Origin of the sequence: Mycolicibacter sinensis (assembly GCF_001667375.1) — a bacterium.
GTDB lineage: Bacteria > Actinomycetota > Actinomycetes > Mycobacteriales > Mycobacteriaceae > Mycobacterium > Mycobacterium sinense_A.
Window position 1 is genome coordinate 54,659 of record NZ_LZIN01000096.1, and the last position, 18,919, is coordinate 73,577.

General features: G+C 66.9%; 21 protein-coding genes and 1 tRNA gene. 12 read left to right on the plus strand and 10 right to left on the minus strand.

Going from position 1 to position 18,919, the window contains the following annotated elements:
* Positions 1-14 precede the first annotated feature (14 nt).
* Together A5771_RS19455 and A5771_RS19460 are read left to right on the plus strand one after the other, a co-directional pair.
* The gene (locus A5771_RS19455; protein WP_064856832.1) at positions 15-599 is read left to right on the plus strand and encodes a TetR/AcrR family transcriptional regulator; all 585 of its coding nucleotides are present in this window, start codon (positions 15-17) and stop codon (positions 597-599) included.
* A complete protein-coding gene (locus A5771_RS19460) occupies positions 596-2,149 on the plus strand; it encodes an alpha/beta hydrolase (RefSeq protein WP_234783126.1) in 1,554 nt (517 codons plus the stop codon). Before A5771_RS19455 ends, A5771_RS19460 begins: the two co-directional genes overlap by 4 nt.
* A gap of 72 nt (positions 2,150-2,221) precedes the next feature.
* Here the strand turns inward: A5771_RS19460 and A5771_RS19465 are convergent, their stop codons facing one another.
* On the minus strand, positions 2,222-2,890 hold the full coding sequence (locus tag A5771_RS19465; protein ID WP_207545481.1) for a sensor domain-containing protein: 669 nt from the start codon (positions 2,888-2,890) through the stop codon (positions 2,222-2,224).
* A 91-nt stretch (positions 2,891-2,981) separates the two neighbouring features.
* On the opposite strand from A5771_RS19465, the gene A5771_RS19470 reads away from it, so the two are divergent.
* The 4 genes from A5771_RS19470 (at position 2,982) to A5771_RS22245 (ending at position 6,292) form a co-directional block, all read left to right on the plus strand.
* Positions 2,982-3,812 carry an alpha/beta fold hydrolase gene (locus tag A5771_RS19470; RefSeq protein WP_064856834.1) on the plus strand — a complete coding sequence of 277 codons (831 nt, stop codon included), beginning with the start codon at positions 2,982-2,984 and terminating at the stop codon, positions 3,810-3,812.
* 10 nt (positions 3,813-3,822) lie between these two features.
* Positions 3,823-5,484 carry a 2-succinyl-5-enolpyruvyl-6-hydroxy-3-cyclohexene-1-carboxylic-acid synthase gene (menD, locus tag A5771_RS19475; RefSeq protein ID WP_064856835.1) on the plus strand — a complete coding sequence of 554 codons (1,662 nt, stop codon included), beginning with the start codon at positions 3,823-3,825 and terminating at the stop codon, positions 5,482-5,484.
* Between the two features lie 29 nt (positions 5,485-5,513).
* On the plus strand, positions 5,514-5,993 hold the full coding sequence (locus tag A5771_RS19480; RefSeq protein ID WP_064856836.1) for a DUF3592 domain-containing protein: 480 nt from the start codon (positions 5,514-5,516) through the stop codon (positions 5,991-5,993).
* 161 nt (positions 5,994-6,154) lie between these two features.
* A complete protein-coding gene (locus A5771_RS22245) occupies positions 6,155-6,292 on the plus strand; it encodes an excalibur calcium-binding domain-containing protein (protein ID WP_234783127.1) in 138 nt (45 codons plus the stop codon).
* On the opposite strand, the gene A5771_RS19490 is transcribed toward A5771_RS22245, so the two are convergent.
* Positions 6,289-6,990, minus strand: coding sequence for a DsbA family protein (locus tag A5771_RS19490; RefSeq protein ID WP_082947335.1), 702 nt, complete (start codon positions 6,988-6,990; stop codon positions 6,289-6,291). The genes A5771_RS22245 and A5771_RS19490 overlap by 4 nt on opposite strands.
* A gap of 37 nt (positions 6,991-7,027) precedes the next feature.
* On the opposite strand from A5771_RS19490, the gene A5771_RS19495 reads away from it, so the two are divergent.
* Entirely contained in the window at positions 7,028-7,720 is a 693-nt protein-coding gene (locus tag A5771_RS19495; protein ID WP_064856837.1) for a demethylmenaquinone methyltransferase, read from the plus strand.
* A gap of 6 nt (positions 7,721-7,726) precedes the next feature.
* On the opposite strand, the gene A5771_RS19500 is transcribed toward A5771_RS19495, so the two are convergent.
* From A5771_RS19500 to menJ, 3 genes are read right to left on the minus strand one after another with little or no spacing between them, the layout of a single operon-like run.
* A complete protein-coding gene (locus tag A5771_RS19500) occupies positions 7,727-8,170 on the minus strand; it encodes a nitroreductase/quinone reductase family protein (RefSeq protein ID WP_064856838.1) in 444 nt (147 codons plus the stop codon).
* A gap of 7 nt (positions 8,171-8,177) precedes the next feature.
* The gene (locus A5771_RS19505; RefSeq protein WP_064856839.1) at positions 8,178-8,855 is read right to left on the minus strand and encodes a class I SAM-dependent methyltransferase; all 678 of its coding nucleotides are present in this window, start codon (positions 8,853-8,855) and stop codon (positions 8,178-8,180) included.
* A 60-nt stretch (positions 8,856-8,915) separates the two neighbouring features.
* Positions 8,916-10,136 (minus strand): menaquinone reductase, encoded by a 1,221-nt coding sequence (gene menJ, locus A5771_RS19510; protein ID WP_109401221.1) that lies wholly within the window; start codon positions 10,134-10,136, stop codon positions 8,916-8,918.
* A 21-nt stretch (positions 10,137-10,157) separates the two neighbouring features.
* Between menJ and grcC1 the strand changes: the two genes are divergently transcribed.
* From grcC1 to A5771_RS19525, 3 genes are all read left to right on the plus strand, one after another.
* Positions 10,158-11,174, plus strand: a complete 1,017-nt coding sequence (grcC1, locus tag A5771_RS19515) for a nonaprenyl/(2E,6E)-farnesyl/geranylgeranyl diphosphat synthase (protein ID WP_082947336.1) — start codon at positions 10,158-10,160, stop codon at positions 11,172-11,174.
* Between the two features lie 69 nt (positions 11,175-11,243).
* Positions 11,244-12,092: a zinc metalloprotease HtpX gene (gene htpX, locus A5771_RS19520; RefSeq protein WP_064856840.1), complete on the plus strand. Its 849-nt coding sequence runs from the start codon at positions 11,244-11,246 to the stop codon at positions 12,090-12,092.
* A gap of 122 nt (positions 12,093-12,214) precedes the next feature.
* The gene (locus tag A5771_RS19525; RefSeq protein WP_064856841.1) at positions 12,215-12,553 is read left to right on the plus strand and encodes a type II toxin-antitoxin system HicB family antitoxin; all 339 of its coding nucleotides are present in this window, start codon (positions 12,215-12,217) and stop codon (positions 12,551-12,553) included.
* A gap of 85 nt (positions 12,554-12,638) precedes the next feature.
* Here A5771_RS19525 and A5771_RS19530 read toward each other — a convergent pair whose 3' ends face one another.
* Genes A5771_RS19530 through A5771_RS19540 form a run of 3 tightly spaced genes read right to left on the minus strand, consistent with a single transcriptional unit; the run spans position 12,639 to position 15,732 of the window.
* On the minus strand, positions 12,639-13,664 hold the full coding sequence (locus tag A5771_RS19530; protein ID WP_064856842.1) for an NAD(P)H-dependent glycerol-3-phosphate dehydrogenase: 1,026 nt from the start codon (positions 13,662-13,664) through the stop codon (positions 12,639-12,641).
* Positions 13,665-13,719: 55 nt separating this feature from the next.
* A complete protein-coding gene (locus A5771_RS19535) occupies positions 13,720-15,213 on the minus strand; it encodes a flavin-containing monooxygenase (protein WP_064856843.1) in 1,494 nt (497 codons plus the stop codon).
* Between the two features lie 27 nt (positions 15,214-15,240).
* Positions 15,241-15,732 carry a YajQ family cyclic di-GMP-binding protein gene (locus tag A5771_RS19540; RefSeq protein WP_064856844.1) on the minus strand — a complete coding sequence of 164 codons (492 nt, stop codon included), beginning with the start codon at positions 15,730-15,732 and terminating at the stop codon, positions 15,241-15,243.
* A gap of 79 nt (positions 15,733-15,811) precedes the next feature.
* Here A5771_RS19540 and A5771_RS19545 point away from each other — a divergent pair.
* Positions 15,812-15,894: transfer RNA gene (locus A5771_RS19545), tRNA-Tyr, on the plus strand.
* 6 nt (positions 15,895-15,900) lie between these two features.
* Here A5771_RS19545 and A5771_RS19550 read toward each other — a convergent pair.
* Together A5771_RS19550 and A5771_RS19555 are read right to left on the minus strand one after the other, a co-directional pair.
* Positions 15,901-17,058, minus strand: a complete 1,158-nt coding sequence (locus A5771_RS19550) for a tyrosine-type recombinase/integrase (RefSeq protein ID WP_234783129.1) — start codon at positions 17,056-17,058, stop codon at positions 15,901-15,903.
* Between the two features lie 68 nt (positions 17,059-17,126).
* Complete coding sequence (locus A5771_RS19555; RefSeq protein ID WP_064856845.1) at positions 17,127-17,663, minus strand: helix-turn-helix domain-containing protein; 537 nt, start codon at positions 17,661-17,663, stop codon at positions 17,127-17,129.
* A 450-nt stretch (positions 17,664-18,113) separates the two neighbouring features.
* Between A5771_RS19555 and A5771_RS23160 the strand changes: the two genes are divergently transcribed.
* Positions 18,114-18,809 carry a hypothetical protein gene (locus A5771_RS23160; protein WP_131808944.1) on the plus strand — a complete coding sequence of 232 codons (696 nt, stop codon included), beginning with the start codon at positions 18,114-18,116 and terminating at the stop codon, positions 18,807-18,809.
* Positions 18,810-18,919 lie beyond the last annotated feature (110 nt).

Genomic DNA, 18,919 nt, shown 5'->3' on the forward strand with positions numbered 1-18,919 from the left:
ATTAGTGTTCTGGCATGCGCGCAAGCCCCCGAGACCCCAGCCGGCGCAACGAACACTCGCGTCTTGCCATCCTCGAGGCGTCGATTTCCTTGATCGGCGAGCTAGGGTACGACAACGTTTCGATCGAGGCGATTGCCAGGCGGGCCGGCGTGGGCAAGCAAACGATCTACCGCTGGTGGCCCTCCAAAGGTGCGGTGGTGCTTGAAGCCGCTACCCAGAGTCTTGATCCCGTAGTCGCGTTTCCAGACACCGGGGACCTAGAGGCTGACCTGCGGGTTCAGCTGACTGGGATCCTGGAGGTCGTCACGACCACGGGTTTCGGAGCGGCATATCGAGGTGTGGTCGCCGCCGGCCAGTCCGACCCTGGCCTGTTGCGTGCCGTCTTCGACCAGATCATCGAACCCAACGTCACGGCGTTCGGCGCGCGGGCCGCCCTGGCTCAGGAGCGTGGCGAGATACGCGCCGACGCTGACGTGGGAACTCTGCGCGATGTGCTTTACGGGGTCATCGAGTACCGGATGTTTCACGCGATGCCGATCGAACCCAGATACATCGACGCAGTTCTGGAGATTGCGTTCCAAGGAATCAAACCGGGGTGAAGATCCACAGTTGTTCACGTACTCTCGCTGCCCTCACGGTTCTCACCTCGGCCATGACGTTGGCGGCCTGCGCTTCAGACGCCCCGGCAACAACGCCCTCATCATCCGGCCTGGATCGGTTCTACTCTCAGCAGATCGCCTGGGAGGCCTGCGAGCGTTATGCCAACACCTCGATCGAGAGTGCCGTCTTTGCCCGGACGCCGACTATTGAGTGTGGACGCTTGGAAGTGCCACTGGATTATCGGGATCCGGACGGCAGGACAGCCCGCCTCGCCGTCGCGCGAGTGCCCGCGCGAGGCCGGCCCGTCGGCTCGTTGGTGATAAACCCCGGCGGGCCCGGCGGCTCCGGGTTGTTCGCCACCGCGGCGATGGCGATGTCGCTCCCGGACGCTCGGCTGACCGAAAGTTTTGACCTTGTCGGTTTCGACCCGCGCGGCGTGGGTAGCTCGGACCCTGCCATCGAGTGCTTCACCGATGCCGAGGCAGATCGTGGCGAGTTCCTGTTGAGCACGCAGGGCACCACTGTGCAATGGACAGAACAGGACACGAAAGACATTCTCGATCGGTGCGCCGAGCGCTCGGGTGGCGTCGACGTACTGACCAGTGTCGGCACCCACAATGCAGCGCGTGACATAGACGTACTGCGGGCCGTGCTCGGCGATGAACAGCTCACCTTCCTGGGGCAGAGTTACGGGACGCGACTGGGCGCCGTCTACGCCGAGCAGTTCCCCCAGAACGTGCGCGCGATGCTGCTCGACGGCGCCATCGATCCGAATCAGGGCACCGTCCCGCGCCGGGTCGGTGCGTACGCAGGGTTCCAGCGCTCTTTCGAGCAGATGGCCGCGTTCTGTGCCACGCAGGTCGACTGTCCACTGGGCGACGACCCGGCCAGGGCTACCGAGGTGTTTCACCAGATCGTGCGCCCGCTCTACGGTAGGACGGTGCCGGCGTTGAACTCCGATCTAGGGTTCGACGAAGCGATCGGCGGAGTGATCTCCGGTCTCTACAGCCAAGCGGCTTGGCCCCGAATCATCACTGGGATAACGCAGTTGCAACAGGGGCGTGGCGACGAACTGCTACAGCTCAACTATGACTTCTCGCTGCGCGACGCCGAGGGGCGTTGGCCCAATTTCGCCGAGGCGCTCTACGCGATCAATTGCATGGATGAAGAACGGCTCAGCGAGAAGGAGGGTAATGCGTTGCGTGCCCGCATATTCGACGCTGCACCCTTCATGGACCCCGGAGTCGCTCTTACCGGCGCCCGCGACGGTTGCGAACAGTGGCCGACGGAGCCGACGCTTGGCATCCCGTACGCGGACGACATCGTGGGACTACCGCCCACGCTGGTCGTGTCGATCACCGGTGATCCCACCACACCACATGCCGGCGGCGTCAAGCTGGCAGCGAGGCTCGGCAGTGCCTTGCTCACGGTGGAAGGGGAAGGACACACCATCGTCATGGCCGGAACCAACCAGTGCGTCAACGAGATAGCCGCCGATTACCTGATCGAACTCAAGTTGCCGCCGTTAGGTGCGTCATGCAAGCTGTGACGCTGCCGGCGAACTGAGCCAAACGAGGCACCTGCATCGACACGGTCGTGACCTGCACCGCCATGCGCGGTGTCACACGCTGGGCAGTCGCGCGTCGATCCCGTTCGCGATCGTGACGGCCTCGTCACTGACGTAGAGCTTGCACGCCAGTACATCGATGGCGACGTTGTTGGCCACCCGCAGCGCCCGCTGGCAGGACCAGCCCGCCGTGTTGTCCTGGTGCTGGGTCATCCAGAGCGTGGAATCGATGTCGGAGACCGTGTCGAACGTCCACGGCGTATCGCGGTAGCCGTCCTTGGTGGTCGTGAAAGACCGCTCACCGCAGGGGGACCAGCGCCGCGCGGTCGTGTCGAAGAAGCTCTGGGCATCGCCGCGGTTGACGAACGTCGTCGCCGCCTGAATGACGAAGTGGTCCAATGCGGTTTCGGACAGGGTCTGGACGACCGTGGCGGTCCAATTGGTGTCGGCGTAGACCGACTGCTCCACGGGCATCCAGGCGGCCATGCACTCGTGGTCAGGAAATTGCCGGGCGGAGTCGAACATTCGCGAGCGCGAGTCTTGCACCCGCATCCCGGAGGCGCCCATGATGTCGCTGACGGTGGAGGCCTCCAACAGCAGATCGGCCAGCATCGACGCTGCGACCGGCCGGGGCCCGTTGTGGTCGGCCGGCACCGCCAGGCCGCCGGTCACCCTCGAACATCCGGCCAGCACGGCGCAGGCCAGCACCAACGTGCAAGCCACCCCTGCGGTCCGTCCCCGCATCACCGTCCCCAGCTGCGCAGTTGCGATGCTGACACCATAGGGCGTTGGCGGGTCGCGTACCTTCAAACCCGTGACCAACCTTGCTTACGACGACCGTAATCAGGATGGCGATCCGGTTTTGTTCATCGCAGGGCGTGGCGGGGCGGGCCGCGGCTGGCATCTGCACCAGGTACGCGACTTCCAGCTCGCCCGCTACCGCCCGATCACCTTCGACAACCGTGGTATCGGCGCCACGGAGAATGCCTCCGGGTTCACCACCGAAACAATGGTGGCCGACACCGCGCAATTGATCGAAACCTTGGGCGTCGGCCCGGTGCGGATCGTCGCGGTGTCGATGGGTGCCTTCATCGCCCAGGAACTGATGTTGGCGCGGCCCGAGCTGGTGCGCTCAGCGGTGCTGATGGCCACCCGCGGGCGCCATGACTGCGCGCGCGACTTCTTCTACCAGGCCGAAGTGAAGCTGGCCGAGTCCGGCCTCGACCTTCCTGCTGAATACGAAGCCAAAGTGCGCCTGCTGGAAAGCTTTTCGCCGAAAACACTCAGCGACGACGCGGCGATCAAGGACTGGATCGCCATGTTCACCATGTGGCCGGTCAAGAACACCCCGGGGCTGCGTCGCCAGCTCGATGTGGCGCCGCTGACCAACCGGCTTCCCGCCTACGCCAACATCACCCAGCCGGTGCTGGTGATCGGGTTCGGCGACGACGTCGTCATCCCCCCGCACCTGAGCCGCGAGGTCGCCGACGCGATTCCGGGCGCGCGGTACCTGGAGATCCCCGACGCCGGCCACCTGGGGTTCATCGAGAAACCCGAGGCGGTCAACAAGGCCGCGCTGGAGTTCCTCGCCGAGGTCGACGGCAAGCCGTTCCGCTGGACGCCTCCGCCGCCGGCACACGACTAACCTCATACCAATGACCAACCCTTCGACGGCACAGGCCCGCATCGTCGTCGACGAGCTGATTCGCGGCGGCGTCCGCGACGTGGTGCTGTGCCCGGGGTCGCGCAACGCACCGCTGGCGTTCGCGCTGCACGACGCCGACCGGGCCGGCCGGCTGCGCCTGCACGTGCGCATCGACGAACGCACCGCGGGGTATCTGGCGATCGGGTTGGCAGTGAGTGCCGGCGCGCCGGTGTGCGTGGCGATGACCTCAGGCACCGCGGTGGCCAACCTCGGGCCTGCGGTGGTGGAGGCCAACTACGCGCGGGTGCCGCTGATCGTGCTGTCCGCCAACCGGCCCTATGAGCTGCTCGGCACCGGCGCCAACCAGACCATGGAGCAGCTCGGCTACTTCGGCACTCAGGTGCGTGCCACCATCAGCCTGGGCCTGGCCGAGGATGCTCCTGAGCGGATGGACGCCCTCAATGCCACCTGGCGCTCAGCAGTGTGCCGAGTATTGGTGGCCGCCAACGGGTCCCGCACCGCCAACGCCGGCCCCGTGCAGTTCGACATTCCGCTGCGTGAGCCGCTGGTGCCGGAGGCCGATGACGCCGGTGCATTGACGCCGGGCCGTCCGGGCGGCCGACCGTGGACCTACACCCCGCCGGTCAGCTTCGATCAGCCCCTCGACATCGACCTGACCCCGGACACCGTGGTGATCGCCGGGCACGGCGCCGGTGTGCACCCGAACCTGGCGGCGCTGCCCACGGTCGCCGAACCCACCGCCCCGGTGCCGAAGAACCCGCTGCACCCGCTGGCGTTGCCGCTGCTGCGCCCACAGCAGGTCATCATGGCCGGCCGGCCGACTCTGCACCGCCCGGTATCGGCGCTGCTGGCCGACCCGGCGGTGCCGGTGTTCGCACTGACCACCGGGCCGCGCTGGCCTGACGTGTCGGGAAACTCGCAGGCCACCGGCACCCGCGCCGTCACCTCGGGGTCACCGGATGCGGCCTGGCTGCACCGCTGCGCCGAGCTGAACCGCAGCACCAACGCCGCGGTGCGCGAGCAGCTGGCGGCGCACCCGCTCACCACCGGCCTGCACGTGGCCGCGGCCGTCGCCGACGCGCTCCGCCCCGGCGATCAGCTGGTGCTGGGCGCTTCCAACCCGGTGCGGGACGCCGCGCTGGTGGGGCTGGGAAGCTCCGTGGGGGTCCGTGACATTGCCGTGCGGTCCAACCGCGGGGTCGCCGGCATCGACGGCACCGTTTCCACCGCGATCGGTGCCGCGCTGGCCTTCGAACGAGCACAAGGCGGGTCCGACCCCGGCCGCACCATCGCCCTGATCGGGGATCTGACGTTTGTGCACGACAGCTCCGGGCTGCTGATCGGGCCCACCGAGCCCGCCCCGCGCCAGCTGACCATCGTGGTGTCCAACGACAACGGCGGCGGCATCTTCGAGCTGCTCGAGCAGGGCGACCCGCGGTTCGCCGACGTGTCGTCGCGGATCTTCGGCACCCCGCACGACGTCGACGTCGGCGCGCTGTGCCGCGCTTATCACGTCGAGTCCCGGCAGATCGAGGTCGACGCGCTGCCCGCCGCGCTCGCCGAACCCGCCGGCGGCATGCGGGTGCTCGAGGTCAAGGCCGACCGGTCCTCTCTCCGCGCACTGCACGCCGCGATCAAGGCCGCCCTGTGAGATTGCCACGCTGTACGTCGTTGAAAGCGATGTTGCGCAAACTGATTCACGGTACGGGTGCCGTCGCGCCGGATAGCACGGCCGGACGTGTGCTGCGCTGGGCCCGAACCGGTGTGCTGATCATGGTCGTCGTGGTGACGCTGCAGTCGCTGCTGTTGGTGGCCGGGGCCTGGCGCAACGACATCGCCATCGAAGGTGACATGGGGGTAGCCGAGGCCGAAGTCCTCAACGCGGGCTTTCGGCGCTCCACCATCGAGTTCGTCACCCCGGAGCGAATCACCTACCGCCCCGAGCTCGGGGTGCTCTATCCCTCCGAATTGGCAACCGGGATGCGCATTTACGTCGAATACGACAAGGCCGACCCGGACCTGGTGCGGGTACAGCACCGCACCGCGGTACTGGCGATCATCCCGGCCGGCTCGATCGTGGTGATCGCCTTGCTGGTCGGCGCCGCGGCGCTGGCGGGATTGGCCGTCGTCGAACGGCGCTGGGCGGGAACCAGTAGCTGACGCAGGGTTGGCCACCTGCTAGCCTGCCGTGGATTTCCTGCCGTTCGGTTGCCAGCAAGCGACGGCCCTCAACGACGAGGAGTCCTTCCACGAATCGACGTACCGTGTCCCTCATCGGTGCACTCGCTTTCGGAGTCGGCGTTGCAACCGCTCCAACCGCTGTGGCAGAGCCCTACTACAAGAACTGCGCCGCCGCCCGTGACGCAGGAGCGGCGCCCATCTACCAGGGTGAGCCAGGGTATCGCTCGGAACTCGACCGCGACGGCGACGGCATCGCCTGCGAGCCGAAGCGCCGCTAGCGCTCCTGCACCAGCCGGTCCAGCCAGCCGGCATCATCGGTGTCGACAACAGTTCGGGTGGCAAGATCGTAAACCGTTGGGGTGCCGGGGCTCTCCGGGTTGGCCGCCAGCAGCTGTACCCGGTTGAAGGCGTTCATCGACGTCGGCTCGACGGCCGGCTGACCCTCGGCGATCCTGTCCACCACGTGGGCGGGCAGGCCGCTCTCCCGTGCGGTGGTCGCGATGTCCTCGAGATTCGGCGTCGCGCCCTTGCGGTACAGCTCGTTGACGAACGTCTGGTAGGACGCTGCCGGGGTGACCGGATCGGCGGCGGCCATCAGCGCGTTGCCGACGCGGGCGGAGGTGTCGTTGTCGCGGCGGGCATCCAGAAACGTCATCCAGCGGTAGGTGACCGTGACGTCCCCGGCGGCCAGGTGCCGGCCCAGGGCGTCCCCGGAGGCCGCCTCGAACTTCGCACACTCCGAGCATTGCGGGTCGCAGAAGATCTCCAGCTGTACCGGGGCGTCGGCCGAGCCGGCGAGCACGCCGAAGTGGTCGGGGGACAGGGCGGTGCCCGGCACACCGGGTCCATGCGCCGGTCCCAGCTTCGCCTCTCCTCCGTCGAGGCTCGCTGAACCGCTGGGGTCTGCCGCCGCGGGAGCCGCCAACGCCGCGCCGAACGTCACCAGTGCCGCCAATGTGCCCAGCCAAGACCGCATTCCACCCACCCTATCGGAGGCGGGTAGCGTCGACACCGTGAGCCGCGCGAGCCTGGACAAAGACCCCCACGCGGTGGCATCGATGTTCGACGGTGTCGCGCGCCGCTACGACGTGACCAACACCGTGATGTCGCTGGGCCGCGACCGTTCCTGGCGGCGAGCGACGCGGAAAGCACTGGGACTGCAGCCCGGGGAGAAGGTGCTGGACCTGGCCGCCGGGACTGCGGTGTCCACCGTCGAACTGGCGAAGTCGGGCGCGTGGTGCGTGGCCGCGGATTTCTCGGTCGGCATGCTGGCCGCGGGCCACAAACGAGACGTGCCCAAGGTGGCCGGCGATGCCACCAAGCTGCCGTTCGACGACGGCGTGTTCGACGCGGTGACGATCAGCTTTGGGCTGCGCAACGTCGTCGACCATACCGCGGGGCTGCGGGAGATGGCCCGGGTGACCAAACCCGGTGGGCGACTGGTGGTTTGCGAGTTTTCCACCCCGACCGTCCCGGTGTTCGCCACCGCCTACAAGGAGTACCTGATGCGGGCGCTGCCGGCGGTGGCCCGGGCGGTGTCGTCTAATCCGGAGGCCTACGTCTATCTGGCCGAGTCGATCCGGGCCTGGCCCGACCAGGCCGCGTTGGCCGAGCGGATCGGCGCGGCGGGCTGGTCGGACGTGAGCTGGCGCAACCTCACCGGCGGCATCGTCGCCCTGCACTCGGCCCGCAAGCCCTTGGCCTGACGGCGATCAGTCCGCCACCGGGTCGAACCGGAAGACGGCGCAGCGGCCGGCGAGCGCTTCGATCTCCTCAGGGGTGCCGTGCGGTGCCAGGCCGGTGCGCTTCATGAACCCCACCCCGACCGGCACCTCGGAGTGAAATGCCCGCAGCACCGGCCGCGCCTCGTCGGCGGGCAGTTCCACGATCTGCACGGTTCGCGATCTGCGCCCACGGGTCAACGTTCCCACCCGCGCGGCGCGGGCATTGCTCGCCCAGTCGGCACCGGGAAACGCCACACCGTGCACGCTGCCATTGACTGTGAACGGCGTCATCGGCGTACTGCGGGGTTGGCCTGACTTGCGGCCGGGCACCGTCAACACGCTGACGGGTCCCGCGGTGATGCCGAGCTTCTGGATCGTCATCATGACCTTGTTCATCGGCTTGAGCCAGCCGGGGAGACTCGCAGTGCTCATGGCGATCTCAGCCCAGGTGCGCCGAGAGCAGCCAACCCGCAGCCGATTTGCGGCCGCCTGCCTCGTCGCGCAGCGGCACGCCGCCGAAGCCGGGGAAGTCGTCGGGGAACACCGCGTGCAACCGGGCCGGCTTGATCTCGTCGATCACCCAGTACTTCGACACCACCTCGCGCAGTTCATCCTCGGTCACCGCGAACGGCGGGCCCTCCGGGATCGCGGCCTTGTCGAAGACCAGGACGAAGTACGACGCTCCCGGCGCGGCGGCGCGCACGATCGACTGCTGGTAACCCTCGCGGGCCTCCACCGGGATGGAGTGGAACAGCGTGCTGTCGACGATGGTGCCGAACCGGCCGTCATAACCGGTGAACGCGCTGATGTCGGCGACCTCGAAGGTGGCGTTGGTCAGGCCGCGTTTGGCGGCCTCGGCGCGGGCCAGGTCGATGGCGGTGGGCGACATGTCGAGACCCACCGTGGTGTGGCCCCGTTCGGCCAGATACAGCGAGATGGCGGCCTCGCCGCAGCCGACGTCGAGGATGTCGCCGTGAAACTTGCCTTCGGCGATCAGGGTGGCCAGCTCGGGTTGGGGTTCCCCGATGCTCCACGGTGGCTTGGCGCCCAAGCCGCCCATTTGCTCGGATTCGCCACGGTAGGCGGCGTCGAACTCAAGATCTAATGAATCGCTCATTGCCCCGGTATATCAATCAGGCTGATATATGTCAACGGCGTTGATACCACCGGGGACCGGCTAAGCGAACGGAGGCCGACGGTCGATCAGCCGCGATAGCCGCCCTCCGCCCCGCCAGGCCCGCGCCACCAGGTCGGCGTCGTCGTCGGTGACCAGATTGGCCATCACCCGCACCGCCACCCGCATCAGCGTCGTCGAGCGCATCGCCACCGGGCCGGTGGCCGGCAGGAACTTCGGGAACGTCAGCAGCAGCGCCAGCCGGCGCGCCACCGAGAACCCGCGGGCGTAGCGGGCGGCCAGCAACTCCGGCCAGGCGTGGGTGAGGTCGCCGCAGTCCAACATCTCGGCGGCCAGCAGTCCGGTCTCCAGGCCGTAGTCGATGCCTTCGCCGTTGAGCGGGTTGACGCAGGCCGCGGCGTCGCCGATCAGCATCCAGTTCGGCCCGGCCACCCCGGAGACTGCGCCGCCCATCGGCAGCAGCGCGCTAGCCGGGGCCCGCACCGGACCCTCGAAACCCCATTCGTCGCGGCGCAGGTCGGCGTAGTAGGACATCAACGGCCGCAGCGCCACGTCGGCGGGCCGCTTGACGGTGGCCAGCGCGCCGACGCCGATGTTCACCTCGCCATTGCCCAGCGGGAAGATCCACCCGTAACCCGGCAGCACCGCACCGTCGGGCGAGCGCAGTTCCAGGTGCGAGGTCAGCCACGGTTCGTCGCTGCGCGGTGAGGCCAGATATCCGCGGGCGGCCACCCCGTACACCGTCTCCTGATGCCATTGGCGGCCCAGTGCCCGGCCCAGCGTGGAGCGGGCGCCGTCGGCGACGATCAGCTGCCGGCAGGCGACCTCGGTGCCGTCGGCGAGCGCCACCGCACGCACCCGTCCCGACGAGTCGTGATGGACGCCGACGGCCTTGACGCCCAACCGCATCCGGGCCCCGGACTCCTCGGCGACCTTGCGGATCCGTTCGTCGAGTTCGGTGCGCGGCGCGGCGCTGCCGGTCGACGGGAACGACGGGCCGGGCCAGTCCACCTGCACCTCGCCGCCGAAGCCGGCCATCCGCAGGCCGCGGTGCCGGATGTGGCTGTCGAGCCACTCGCCGAGCCCCAACAACTCGAGCTGCTCGACGGCGCGCGGGGTCAGCCCGTCGCCGCAGGGTTTGTCCCGCGGGAAGGCGGCCCTGTCGATCACCAGCACGTCGCGACCCGCCCGGGCGGCCCAGGCGGGCGCCGCCGACCCCGCCGGTCCAGCCCCGACCACCACCACATCACCCTGCGAACTCACACTGACCAGTATGTTGGAGCCGTGAGGACACCGGCGAGTGTGGTGGCGGGGCTGGATTTCGGGGGCTTGGGCGACCCGGCGTTCGCGGGCAATGTCCGCGACGGGGTGGCCCGCATCGAAGAGCTGATGGACACCGAGTTGCGCGGCGGCGACGCGCTGATGACCGAAGCCGTCACCCACCTGTTCGACGCCGGGGGCAAGCGCTTCCGTCCGTTGTTCACGGTGCTGTCCGCACAGCTCGGCCCGGAGCCCGACGCCTGGCAGGTGACGGTGGCCGGAGCGGTGATCGAGCTGGTGCACCTGGCCACGCTGTACCACGACGACGTGATGGACGAGGCGCAGATCCGCCGCGGAGCGCCCAGCGCCAACGCGCGATGGGGCAACAACATCGCGATCCTGGCCGGGGACTACCTGTTCGCGACGGCGTCGCGGTTGGTGTCGCGGCTGGGACCGGAGGCGGTGCGGATCATTGCCGAGACCTTCGCCCAGCTGGTGACCGGCCAGATGCGCGAGACCCGCGGTGCCGCCGACGGGGTGGACTCTATCGAGCACTACCTGAAGGTGGTCTACGAGAAGACGGCCTGTCTGATCTCGGCGTCCGGTCGGTTCGGTGCGACGTTCTCCGGCGCCGACGACGATCAGATCGAGCGGCTGGCCCGCCTCGGCGGCATCGTGGGCACCGCGTTCCAGATCTCCGACGACATCATCGATATCGATTCCGACCCCGAAGAGTCCGGCAAACTGCCCGGCACCGATCTGCGCGAAGGGGTGCACACCCTGCCGGTGCTCTACGCGCTGCAGGACAGCGGCGCGGACGCCGAGCGGCTGCGGGTGCTGCTGTCCGGCCCGGTCACCGACGACGCGGCGCTGGCCGAGGCGTTGGGGCTGCTGCGCGCGTCGCCGGGCATGGCGCGGGCGAAGGAGACGGTGGCCGACTACGCCGCGCAGGCCCGTGCCGAGCTGGCCGCGCTGCCCGACGGCGTCGGCCGGGCGGCGCTGGCCGGACTGGTCGACTACACCATCCACCGCCACGGCTGATCACCATGCGGAACCCCCGTTGTGCCCGCGGCGTTGAATGAGCAAGACCGCGGTTGAAGGAGGAAGTCGATGACCTGGCACCCGCATCGCAACACGGCGAAGACATTTTTCTTGTTGCTCGCCATGTCGGGGCTGATCGTCCTGGTCGGTCGAGCATTCGGGCCCGGGATGATGTGGGTCGCGGTGCTGTTCGCCGTGGCGATGAACGCCTACACCTACTTCAACAGCGACAAGTTGGCGCTGCGGGCGATGCGGGCCCAGCCGGTCACCGAGGTTCAGGCGCCGGAGATCTACCGGATCGTGCGCGAGCTGGCCACCTCGGCCCACCAGCCGATGCCCCGGTTGTATGTCAGCGACACCAACGCCCCCAACGCATTTGCCACCGGCCGCAGCCCCCGCCACGCGGCGGTGTGCTGCACCAGCGGGATCCTGCGGCTGCTCAACGAGCGCGAGCTGCGCGCGGTGTTGGGCCACGAACTGTCGCACGTCTACAACCGCGACATCTTGATCTCCTGCGTGGCCGGCGCCCTGGCGTCAGTGATCACCGGGTTGGCCAACATGGCGATGTTCATGGGCAACCGCCGCGACGGCAATCCGCTGGCGATGCTGCTGGTCGCGTTGGTGGGGCCGCTGGCGGCGTCGGTGGTGCGGCTGGCGGTGTCGCGGTCGCGGGAGTATCAGGCCGACCAGTCCGGTGCGGTGCTGACGGGTGACCCGCTGGCGCTGGCGTCGGCGCTGCGCAAGATCTCCGACGGGGTGCAGGCCGCCCCGCTGCCGCCCGAGCCGGAGCTGGCCAGCCAGTCGCATCTGATGATCGCCAACCCGTTCCGCGTCGGGGAGAAGGTCGGGCAGCTGTTCTCCACCCACCCGCCGATGGCCGAGCGGATTCGCCGGCTCGAGGAGATGGCCCGGGGATAGTTCTCCCCAGCCGCCTGCCGCCCACGCCACTTTGGCCCCGGCTTCCCCACCCGTCACTTCCGCACCCGCCCCTGGGGATAGACGTCTTCTCGAATCGGATAGCGCATGCGCTACTACCGGCCATGAACCATTACACCTACCGGGCCGAATGGTCGCGTGAGCACGACGAGTACGTCGGGCGCTGCCTCGAACTGCCGTTCCTGAAGCATTGGGCACCGACCCTGCGCGATGCCATCGCCGGCGTCGAGAAGGCTGTCGACGAACACCTGGCCGAGCGGGAAGGCGACGACGTACCTGCTCCGATCACCGAGCGGAAGTTCAGCGGCAACTTCCTGGTCCGGACATCACCGGCGCTGCATGCGCGGCTCGCCGTCGAGGCCGCTGACCAGAACGTGTCGATGAATCAGTGGGTGGTCCAGAAGCTCGCCGACCGCCCGCCGAGCAGCCTGCTGGACTGGTGATACCGCCGGCGCTATCCGATTTGAACTCATCACACCCCTCCTCTGGGGGTGCCAAAGTGACGCCTGTGACGGCAGCGCCCCGGGTTCAGAACCCGCTGCCCTCCACCTCGTGCCCGGGCGCCTCGGCGATCAGCCCACGGTAGGCCTGCTCGACGGTCGAGCCGTGGTTGATCACGCCGTCGACCTCGCGGGCAATCGGCATGTTCAGCCCGTACTGCGCGGCGAACTTCATGATCACGCTGGCGGCCCGCACGCCCTCGGCGACCTGGTTCATCGACGCGATGATCTCGTCGATCGACTTGCCCGTCCCCAGCTGTTCGCCGACGAACCGGTTGCGGCTGCGCTGGCTGGTGCAGGTGACGATCAGATCGCCCATGCCGGCCAAGCCGGCGAAAGTGTCGCGGGCGCCGCCCATCGCTTCGCCCAGCTTGGACATCTCCCGCACCGAACGCGACATCACCATGGCCCGGGTGTTCTCGCCGATCCCCAGCGAGTAACCCATCCCCACCGCAATCGCGTAGACGTTCTTGAGCGCCCCGGCCATCTCGACCCCGGTCACGTCGTCGCTGGTGTAGACCCGGAACCGCTTGGTGCGAAAAAGCAGGGCCAACTGGGCCGCCAGATGCTGGTCGGGCATCGCCAGCACCGCCGCGGCCGCATAACCCTCGGCGACTTCGCGGGCGATGTTCGGCCCGGCCAGGATGCCGGCCGGATGCCCGGGCAGCACCTCGTCGACGATCTGCGACATCCGCATGTTGGTGCCCTGCTCCAGGCCTTTGACCAGGGACACCACCGGCACCCACGGCCGTAGCTCGTTGGCGAGCTCGGTGAGCACGCCACGGAACCCGTGCGACGGCACGGCCATCACCACGACGTCGGCGCTCCGGGCGGCCTCGGCGAAATCGGTGGTGGCCCGCAGGGTTTCGCTGAGCACTACGTCGTCGCCCAGGTAGCGGCTATTGCGCTGGTTGTCGTTGATGTCGGCGGCGGTCGATTCCGATCGCACCCATTGCAGCGTCGGGGCGCGCCGCGAGCAGATCGACGCCACCGTGGTGCCGAATGATCCGCCGCCGAGCACGACGACTCTGGGTGTACGAGTAGCAGCTGCCATGTTCGTCAGCGTATTGCCGTCGCTGCCGTCATACCGGCAGTTGACGAAGTCGGTCCTACCCGGCCAGCGGTATCGGCTCGCCGGCCCGGCCGAACACCATCGACTCCTCGATCCGGTCGAAGCGGTAGTCCAGCGCGTCCGCGAAGTAGTTCTGCCGCACGTTCCAGGGCCGCTTGGTGCCGGACTTGGGCAGCGCGTGCAGTGCCCGCAGCACGTAGCCGGCCTGAATATCCCAGGCCGGCTTCTCGGTGAGCGGCTCGTCGCCACGGTGCGGGTAGGCGTGGGTGTACCCGCGAGCGGCCATGTGCGACATCAGCTTTGCGGTAGCCCGGGCCGTCATGTCGGCACGCAGCGTCCAGGAGGCGTTGGTGTAGCCAACGCACCAGAACAGGTTGGGTATGCCTTCGAGCATGTGCGCCTTGTAGACGAAGCGATCGGTGGGCTTGACCTCGGTGCCGTCCAGGCTGATCCGCACCCCGCCGAGTGCTTGCAGCTGCAGGCCGGTGGCGGTCACGACGATATCGGCGTCCAGGTGTGTCCCGGACTGCAGCGCGATGCCGGTGGCGTCGAAGTGATCGATCCGGTCGGTGACCATGTCGACGCGGCCGGCGCTGATCTCGCCGTAGAGGTCGGCGTCGGGTATCAGGCACAGTCGCTGGTCCCACGGCTGGTACGGCGGCTTGAAGTGGGTGTCGACGTCGTAGCCCGGCGGCAGGTTCTGCACGGCCGTCCGGCGCAGCATCCACTTCAGGACCGCCGGCGTCTTGCGGGCCAGGAACCAGACCACACCCTCGAACAGGGCCATGGTGAACCGGATAATCGGGTGAGCCAGCTTGCGCGGCAACAGCTTTGCGACGGCATCGGTGAAACGACTGTATTTGGACGCCGAGATCAGGTAGGTGGGGGTGCGCTGCAGCAGGGTCACGTGGCCGGCCCGCTCGGTCAGCGCCGGAACCAGCGACATCGCCGTGGCGCCGCTGCCGATCACCACCATCTTCTTGCCGGTGTAGTCCAGGTCCTCGGGCCAGTGCTGCGGGTGCACCACCGTTCCGGTGAACGTCTCGACGCCGGGGAAGTCCGGGGTGTAGCCGTCGTCGTAGTTGTAGTAGCCCGACCCGAAGAACACGAACCGGCCGCGGTACACCCGTTGCGTGCCGCCCTCATCGGCGGTCACCGTCCAGGTGTCGGTCGCCGAATCCCAGTCGGCGTCGACGACGTGGTTGTTGAACCGTATGTGGGAGTCGATGCCGCGCTTGCGTGCGGCATCGGTCAGGTAGTCGCGGATCTCGTCACCGTCGGCCACCCGTTCGCGGCCCGTCCACGGCTCGTACGGCAGGCACAGCGTGAAGATGCTGCTGTCGGAGCGCACTCCCGGGTAGCGGAACAGATCCCACGTGCCGCCGATGCGCTCGCGCCGCTCCAGGATGACGTAGCGGGTGCCGGGGTTGCGTTCGGTGATGCGGTAGGCCGCGCCGATACCGGAGATGCCCGCTCCGATGATTACCACGTCGACGACATCTTCGGTGCTCACGCCCACCAGCGTAGGCATCGGGTCGGCGGCGGGCCAAGCTTTGGGCTACCGGTAGTTGACGAACTGCAGCGCCAGGTCGAGGTCGGCGCCCTTCAGCAGCGAGATGACCGCCTGCAGGTCGTCGCGCTTCTTCGACGACACCCGGATCTCGTCGCCCTGGACCTGGGTCTTGACACCTTTGGGACCCTCGTCGCGGATCAGCTTGTTGATCTTCTTGGCGTGCTCGCTGTCGATGCCTTGCTTGAGGCCGCCACTGACCTTGTAGGTCTTGCCCGAGGCCTGCGGTTCGCCGGCGTCGAACGCCTTCATCGAGATGTCGCGGCGGATCAGCTTCTCCTTGAACACGTCGACGGCGGCCTTGACGCGCTCCTCGGTGGAGCTGACCAGCTCGATGTTCTCCTCGCCCTTCCAGGCGATGGTGGTGTCGGTGCCACGGAAGTCGAACCGGGTGGCCAGCTCCTTGGCGGCCTGGTTCAAGGCGTTGTCGACCTCCTGACGGTCGACCTTACTGACGATGTCGAACGATGAGTCGGCCACGCGATCTGTCCTCTCTTGATGATGTGCTGCCCGTTTGTGTTCGGAGTACATCCTCGTTGTAGTCTGCTAGGCGCGATACGGCAGGTTGCCCGAGCGGCCAATGGGAGCGGACTGTAAATCCGTCGGCGCAAGCCTACGCAGGTTCGAATCCTGCACCTGCCACCCAGGTCAGGCCCCCTTTCGAGGGGGCCTGATTGTATTCAGAGGCAGGTTCGTCCGCAGTGCGTCCGCAGTAGTTCGCGTGGCGGCGTCGAATGCGAGCGCAATGGCGTCTAGATCGTCCGGGAACAGGTGTCCGTAGCGGTCGAGTGTCAACACCGCTGATTTGTGGCCCAGGAGCCTCTGCACCACCTTGATGTTTGCGCCTGATTTGATCGCCAGACTGGCGCAGGTATGACGCAAGTCATGCAACCGCACCCCTTGGCAGCCCTCGACCACGGCAGTTGCCTTTTGGAAGGCGTAGCGAGCCTGCCCCAGCGTGAGCCACTCCCCGCTGAGGGACGACGGGAACACCAGGGCATCTGGCTCGCGTTCGTCGACCTCTGTCTTGAGCAGCGCAATCAAGAACGCGGGGACCGGCACCATGCGGGATTGCTTTCCCTTAGTCGGTCCTTCCACGAGGCCTGTCTTCCGGACGTAAGTCACCGACCGTGCGACCCGTATCCGACTGGTTTCAAGGTCAATGTCGGACACGGTGAGTGCCGATGCCTCGCCGAATCGCAGACCGCAGTAGCCGAGCACCAGAACCATGGTCCGCAGGCGACCCGAGGCTACTGCCACCCGGTGTAGCTGTTCGTGGGTCAAGTACCGCTGCTCGCTCTCCGGGATGTCGGGCAGGTCGATCCCCTCGGCCGGATTGGCCGCTAGGTGCTTGGCTTTCACTGCGAACCGCAGCACAGCACCCACGAGTTGGTGGGCCTGGCGTACCCGGGATGCGCTTAAACCCTTGCCCTCGAACCGTACGGACCCGTTAACGGATAAGCCTGTGGTCCATACCTGGAGATCGTCGAACCTAATGTCGCGCAGCGCGACAGCCTCCCAACGCGGCAGCACCACGGTCTCCAGCAGCGACCGGTAGCCTGCGACCGTTTTTGCCGCACGATTAGCCTTTGTAGCGACCCAACGTTCGGCCATCGTTCCAAAGGTCACACCGGACAGGTCAGGATCGGTCCACCTTCCAGTAACCTGGTCCGAGACCTGCTGGTTCAGCCAAGACTGTGCGTCAGTCTTGCGGCCGAACGCCTTAGCGTGTTCGCGCCCCAAGTCATCGACATACCGTGCACGCCACCGACTGCCTTTGCCATGGTTGGCACTCGGTACAGTCACGATCGTTCCGTCGGAGTTCCGGACGGTTCTTGTCCACCGGTCCTCGACACCGGCCCGGCGATTACGTCTCATCCCTGCGACCCGTCCTCTCGTGTGCGGGCGGCCTCCCCCTTCGCGACGATCACATCGGTAGCTCCAGAGCTGACCTGTTCAAAGCTCTGACGGGCCTTTTTTAGATGGCGGGCGGCGTCGCGCGAAAGCTCCAGCAAATGTTCGATCTCTGGAGACGCAAAACGATCCTTGGCGTCTTCAAGGATCTCTTCGAGCGTGGCGGTGGTCTCGTCGGCGGTGACGGTCTGTTGGCGGGCTGATTCTGCGTACGTGTATGTGTTCATCATTGCGAACGTAAGGCTGTTCTCGTCGGGGTCCAAGCGTCCTAGAAGCGCGTCGGTCGTGGTGGAAAACAGGTCTGCCAGGGCGGCAGCTTCGTTGATCCTGACTGCCCGTTCGCCGCTTTCAATCTTCGCGACCGTTGTGGCATAAACGCCTCGAATGCCCTTGGCTGTCAGCATCTTTGCTAGCTCAGCCTGTGACCAGCCGTGGAGCTTGCGCTCGTGGCTGACCCTTTCCCTGAACCGGTTCTCGACAGGCGACCGCGATTCCATAATCGGAAATATACCTCATACAGGTTGACAAAGACGGCAGGCGCGAGTCACGATGGCAGCATCCCGATTATCGGGTGTCGAACCGATCAAAGGAAATCGCGACGTGGGACACGAAGAAGCTGCCAACTCGCATGCCGAGTACATGAATGCTCATGACCTGGAGCAACTCACGACTATCCCCGCCTCTACTTGGAGGTACTGGGCCCACATCCGTTCGGGGCCGCCATCATTTCGCATCGGGCGTCGCCGGGTATGGCGAAAGACGGAGGTGCTGACCTGGATCGCTGATCAGGAGGGCGACGCGCAGGGTTCTGTCAATGAGGTTGGCCGCGCCTTCGTGGGGCGGCGCCACCGGCGAAACGTACAGGCGACCTATCAGGCTCGGAACGCGGAGCCTCTGGTGTGCGCCCACACTGACACCGATGGTGGCGAGCCAGCTGGGGGCGCGCAATGACTGCAAAGCGACTTTGGGTGACGCCTCCTCTCTCGGTCACGCAGGCATCAGTCGAGTCCGGTCGTCCGGCGCGCACCATCAGGCATGCAATCAAGACCGGTTCTCTGCAGGCCCACAAGCTCCCGGGAGCCACTGGTGCCTATCTGATCAAGCGCCGCGATTTCGATACTTGGATGCAAAACTGCTTTGAAGGGGAGAACCTGGGTGAAGTCGAAATGGCGAGCGACATCAAGGTGCCCGACGAGGATCTGGCCGAGGCTGATCGGCTCGAAGCACAAGCAAAGCAGGTCGAGGACCCAGATGAGGCTGCTGCCCTGAGGCGTATCGCTGGCCATCTTCGGATGCCGTGGTGCTTCCCCGTTATGGATCATCCACGCGCCGAGGAAAATCGGGAGCTATCCCGGCAAGTAGTCAAAGAATTTGGCGCAATCGCGCCGTACTTTCCCGAGGATGACTCCTACCGCACACTGCCCCTGCGCTTGGCGCATAACGCGGCGGGTGGTTTTCGGATCGAGTTCGGGCCATTCAGTCTCGGACGGCGCGAACTGAGGGTGCTGCACCGCGCGATCGTCGAGTGGGCTCGGTATGAGGCTCCTGCGCAGGAATATCCCACAACCACGCGGCAAGACGATCGTCGAATAGTCCAACGACAGCCAGTGCGGCGGCGCTCGATGCGAAGCGAAGGCGGGTAAGCACGGGCCGCGCAACGGATCACGATCCCGACCCGTAGAAAGACGATCGCCTCAGTGCAGGAACACCGAGGCGATCGAAAGGATTGCAAAGGACAATAATATGTTAACAC